This is a genomic window from Kineococcus glutinatus (genome assembly GCF_039542765.1).
Lineage (GTDB): Bacteria > Actinomycetota > Actinomycetes > Actinomycetales > Kineococcaceae > Kineococcus_A > Kineococcus_A glutinatus.
This window is the reverse complement of sequence record NZ_BAABIL010000425.1, coordinates 1-3,876: the sequence shown is the minus strand read 5'-3', so window position 1 is coordinate 3,876 and position 3,876 is coordinate 1. Positions and strand designations below refer to the sequence as shown.

The 3,876-nt window shown below is 78.3% G+C and carries 4 protein-coding genes and 2 pseudogenes; 3 read left to right on the top strand and 3 right to left on the bottom strand.

Translation table 11 applies throughout. The features are described 5' to 3' along the window. The coding region (locus ABEB16_RS15120) for an oxidoreductase (protein WP_345713060.1) at window positions 1–790 on the top strand (790 nt) is incomplete at its 5' end. A 6-nt stretch (window positions 791–796) separates the two neighbouring features. Here the strand turns inward: ABEB16_RS15120 and ABEB16_RS15115 are convergent. Beyond that, window positions 797–1,408 carry a TIGR03086 family metal-binding protein gene (locus ABEB16_RS15115; protein ID WP_345713059.1) on the bottom strand — a complete coding sequence of 204 codons (612 nt, stop codon included), beginning with the start codon at window positions 1,406–1,408 and terminating at the stop codon, window positions 797–799. A 127-nt stretch (window positions 1,409–1,535) separates the two neighbouring features. Between ABEB16_RS15115 and ABEB16_RS22830 the strand changes: the two are divergent. Both ABEB16_RS22830 and ABEB16_RS15105 read left to right on the top strand, forming a co-directional pair. Beyond that, a pseudogene (locus ABEB16_RS22830) lies at window positions 1,536–1,628 on the top strand (HTH domain-containing protein); the annotation flags it as partial. A gap of 242 nt (window positions 1,629–1,870) precedes the next feature. Further along, on the top strand, window positions 1,871–2,440 hold the full coding sequence (locus ABEB16_RS15105) for a helix-turn-helix transcriptional regulator (RefSeq protein ID WP_345713057.1): 570 nt from the start codon (window positions 1,871–1,873) through the stop codon (window positions 2,438–2,440). An 87-nt stretch (window positions 2,441–2,527) separates the two neighbouring features. Here the strand turns inward: ABEB16_RS15105 and ABEB16_RS15100 are convergent, their stop codons facing one another. Next, window positions 2,528–3,667: an adenosine deaminase gene (locus ABEB16_RS15100; protein ID WP_345713056.1), complete on the bottom strand. Its 1,140-nt coding sequence runs from the start codon at window positions 3,665–3,667 to the stop codon at window positions 2,528–2,530. A 9-nt stretch (window positions 3,668–3,676) separates the two neighbouring features. Continuing rightward, window positions 3,677–3,876: pseudogene (locus ABEB16_RS15095) on the bottom strand (GGDEF domain-containing protein); the annotation flags it as partial.

The following is a 3,876-nucleotide window of genomic DNA, read 5'->3' as shown; positions in this document are numbered from 1 at the left end:
CGGCGCGCTCGTCGTGCTGGCCGTGCGCGACCCCGCCCGCGGCGCCGAGGCCGCCACCGGCATGCGCGGCGACGTCGAGGTGCGCCGCCTCGACCTGGCCGACCTCGCCTCGGTGCGCGAGTTCGCGAGCGGCTGGAGCGGGCCGCTGGACGTGCTCGTCGCCAACGCCGGGATCATGGCCGTGCCGCAGGGCCGCACCGCCGACGGCTTCGAGCTGCAGTTCGGCACCAACCACCTCGGCCACTTCGCGCTCGTGAACCTCCTGCTGCCGCAGGTCACCGACCGCGTCGTCGTCGTCTCCTCCGGTGCGCACCGGATGGGCCGCATCGACCTCGACGACCCGAACTGGGAACGGCGGCCCTACAACGCGTGGCGCGCCTACGGGCAGTCCAAGCTCGCCAACCTGCTCTTCGTGCTGGAGCTGCAGCGCCGCCTCGCCGCAGCCGGCTCGCGGGTGCGCGCCCTCGCCGCGCACCCCGGCTGGGCCGCCACCAACCTGCAGGCCCGCTCCGGCAACCGCGTCGTCGACCTCGTCGGCAACGTGGGCAACCGGCTCCTCGCCCAGAGCGCGGACGCCGGCGCGCGCCCGACGCTCTTCGCCGCCGTCCAGGACCTGCCCGGCGCCAGCTACGTCGGCCCCGACGGCTTCCAGGAGGGCCGCGGCCACCCCGCCCTCGTCGGGCGCAGCGCCGCCGCGAGCGACCCGGAGGTGGCCGCGCGGCTGTGGGAGCTGTCCGCGCGGCTCACCGGCGTCGACGCGGCCCTGCCCACCGCCGCGGCGGGGAGCTGAGGGCGCTCAGGCCGGGGTGCGCCCCGTCCAGCCGGCCAGCCGCTCCGACGCCGGCGCGGAGTCCGCCACCGCCACGACCGGCCCGAACGGCACCCGCCCACCGCGCGGCTCGGCCGGCAGGAACCGCACGGCACCGGCGAGCACCTGCGCGGCGAGCTCCTCGTCGAGCTCCCCCGCCCGCCCCAGGGCCGTGGCCAGGTCACCGGCGTGCACGGTGAACTCCTGCACGTAGGCGAAGCCGGCCGCGGCGCCCGGCATCGTGCCGAAGGGCAGCTCCAGCACCCGGGTCAGCACCGCGTCGTCGGCCCACGCCTCCTCCGCGTCCGCGCGGGCGCCGGCCCAGGCGGCCACCCAGCCCCCGTCCGCGGGCCCGTCCAGGCTGCTCGGCACGTCGAGGGCCGCACCGCCGCGGGCGACGTGGGCGATGCGGCGCGCCACGCCGAGCAGGTGCTCCAGCAGGGCCCGGACGTCGAGGTCGGTGCAGGGCGTCGGGCGGGTGAGGTCGTCGGCGCCGACGGCGGCGACGAGGCGGTCCAGCTGGTCCAGGGCGCGGCGCATCGCCGGGCGGGGGTCGGTCGCGGGGGCGGCGGCGGGGGCGGTGGCGCTGGTGCTGCTCACGGTTCCTCCAGGGTCGGCGCACGGTGATCGGCGCGCGGTGATCGGCGTCCCCCATCCCAGCGCCCCGACGTGACACCTCCTGTCAGGTTTTCCTGGCACGCTCGGACGGGTGCGCGCCGACCGGCTGATGGCCCTGCTGCTCCTGCTGCAGGCGCACGGCAAGCTGACCGCCCCCGACCTGGCCCGGCGGCTGGAGGTCTCGGTGCGCACGGTGCTGCGCGACGTCGAGGCCCTGTCCGGCGCAGGGGTCCCCGTCTACGCCGACCGCGGCCGGCACGGGGGCATCGCGCTGCTGGCCGGCTGGCGCACCGACGTCGCCGGGCTCACCGACGCCGAGGCGCGCGCCCTGTTCGCCGCCGCCGGTCGCGGGCCGCTGCGCGGCGAGGCGGGCGCGCGCCGCTGGCACGCCACCGCGAGCGGATCCTCCTCGACGCCGCCGGCTGGCGCGGCCGCCCCGAGCCCGTGCCGCACCTGGCGCTGCTGCAGGACGCGCTGTGGGAGGAGCGCCGCCTCGTCCTGCACTACGAGCACGGCGGGCGGCCCCCGGCGCGGCGGTGGCTGCTGGACCCCTGGGGCCTGGTGTCCAAGAACGGCGTCTGGTACCTCGTGGCCGCCGCCGGTGGGGACCCGCGCATGTTCCGGGTCTCGCGGGTGCGCGGCGCCGAGACGACCCCGGAGCCGAGCCGCTGCCCCGCCGACCTGGACCTGGCGGCGGTGTGGGCGCGGCTGCAGGCGGACGTCGAGCGGCTGTGGGGTCCGCTGCTGGCGGTGCGCTTCGCCGTGCGGGCCGAGCACGCCGAGGTGGTGGTGCGGGTGTGCGCGCCGCAGGTGGTGGGCGAGGTCCGCGAGGAGCCGTGCACCACCGCGGGGTGGCGGGGGTTCAGCGCCGACTTCCGGGCGGCCGGTGCCGCGCGCGGGGTGCTGCTCGGCTTCGGCGCGGACGTGCGGGTCCTCGAACCCCCCGAGCTCGTCGCCGACGTCCTCGCCACCGCCCGGTCGGTGCTCGCCTCGTACGGCGCGGGCCCCTCCTGACCGCCCGTCCCCGGGTTCGGGCGGCCTCGACCCCCCTCGGGAGCGCCGGAACCCGGAGACGGGCGGTCGGGCAGGAGCCGGGGACGCTCAGACCGCGTGCCGGGGCGCTCCCTGCCCGGCGCCGGCGCCGGCGAGCACCCGCTCCACGAGCGCCACCCGCTGCTCGTGCGGCAGGAACGCGGACTTGGCGGCGCTCACCCCGGCGCGCTCGACGTCGGCCACGCTCCAGCCCGCCTGCTCCACCAGCAGGGCGAACTCCCGGCTCAGCGTCGTGCCGGACACCAGCCGGTTGTCGGGGTTCACGGTGACGCGGAAGCCGAGGTCCTTCAGCAGCGTCACGGGGTGCTCGGCCACGCTGCTCGCCGCGCCGGTCTGCACGTTGGACGTCGGGCACAGCTCCAGCGGGATCCGCCAGTCGCGCAGCCAGGCGGCGGTGCGGCCCAGCCTCGCCGCGGGCCGGCCCCGCTCGTCGGTGCCGCCGAGGACCTCGACGTCCTCCACGATGCGCACGCCGTGGCCGATGCGCTGCGCGGCGCACACCTGCACCGCCTCCCGCACGCTGTCCACGCCGGCGGCCTCCCCGGCGTGGATGGTGACGGGGAACTCCGCGCGGTGCAGCAGCTCGAACGCCTCGCGGTGCCGCGCCGGGGGGAAGCCGGCCTCCGCGCCGGCGATGTCGAAGCCGACGACCCCGGCGTCGCGGTGGCGCAGCGCCAGCTCGGCGATCTCCACCCCGCGGTCGGCGTGCCGCATCGCGGTGACGAGGGTGCCCACCCGGACCTCGTGGCCCTGCTCCGCGGCCAGCCGCTCCCCGCGCCGGAAGCCCTCCTCCACGGCGAGCACCACCTGGTCCAGGCCCAGGCCCCGCTGCAGGTGCTGCTCGGGGGCGTAGCGCAGCTCTCCCCACACGACGCCGTCGGCGGCCAGGTCGAGCACCGTCTCCTCGGCCACCCGCGCCAGGGACTCGGCGTCCTGCATGACGGCGGTGGTGTGCGCGAAGGTCTCCAGGTACAGCTCCAGGGAGCCGGAGTCGGCGGCGGTGCGGAACCACTCCCGCAGCTCCTCCGGGTCGGTGGTCGGCAGCCGGTGCCCGGTGGCGGAGGCGATCTCCACGATCGTGGCGGGGCGCAGGCCGCCGTCGAGGTGGTCGTGCAGGGACACCTTGGGCAGGGCCCTGATCTGCTCCAGGACGGCGGCTGAGGGGGCGGCGGGGGCGGCGGGAGCCATGCCCCGAGCCTACGGGGACGTGGCCGCGGGCTCCCCGCCGCGGCCACGCCCGCCCGGGGACGGCTCCCCGGCGGGCTCGACCGGCGCGGCGTGCAGCGCGGCGGCGTCGACCACCCGGTCGCGCCCGAGCCGCTTGGCCGCGTAGAGCGCCGCGTCGGCGTGCTCGACGAGCGCCTCGACCTCGCAGGTGCCGCTGTCGGGGGCGGCGG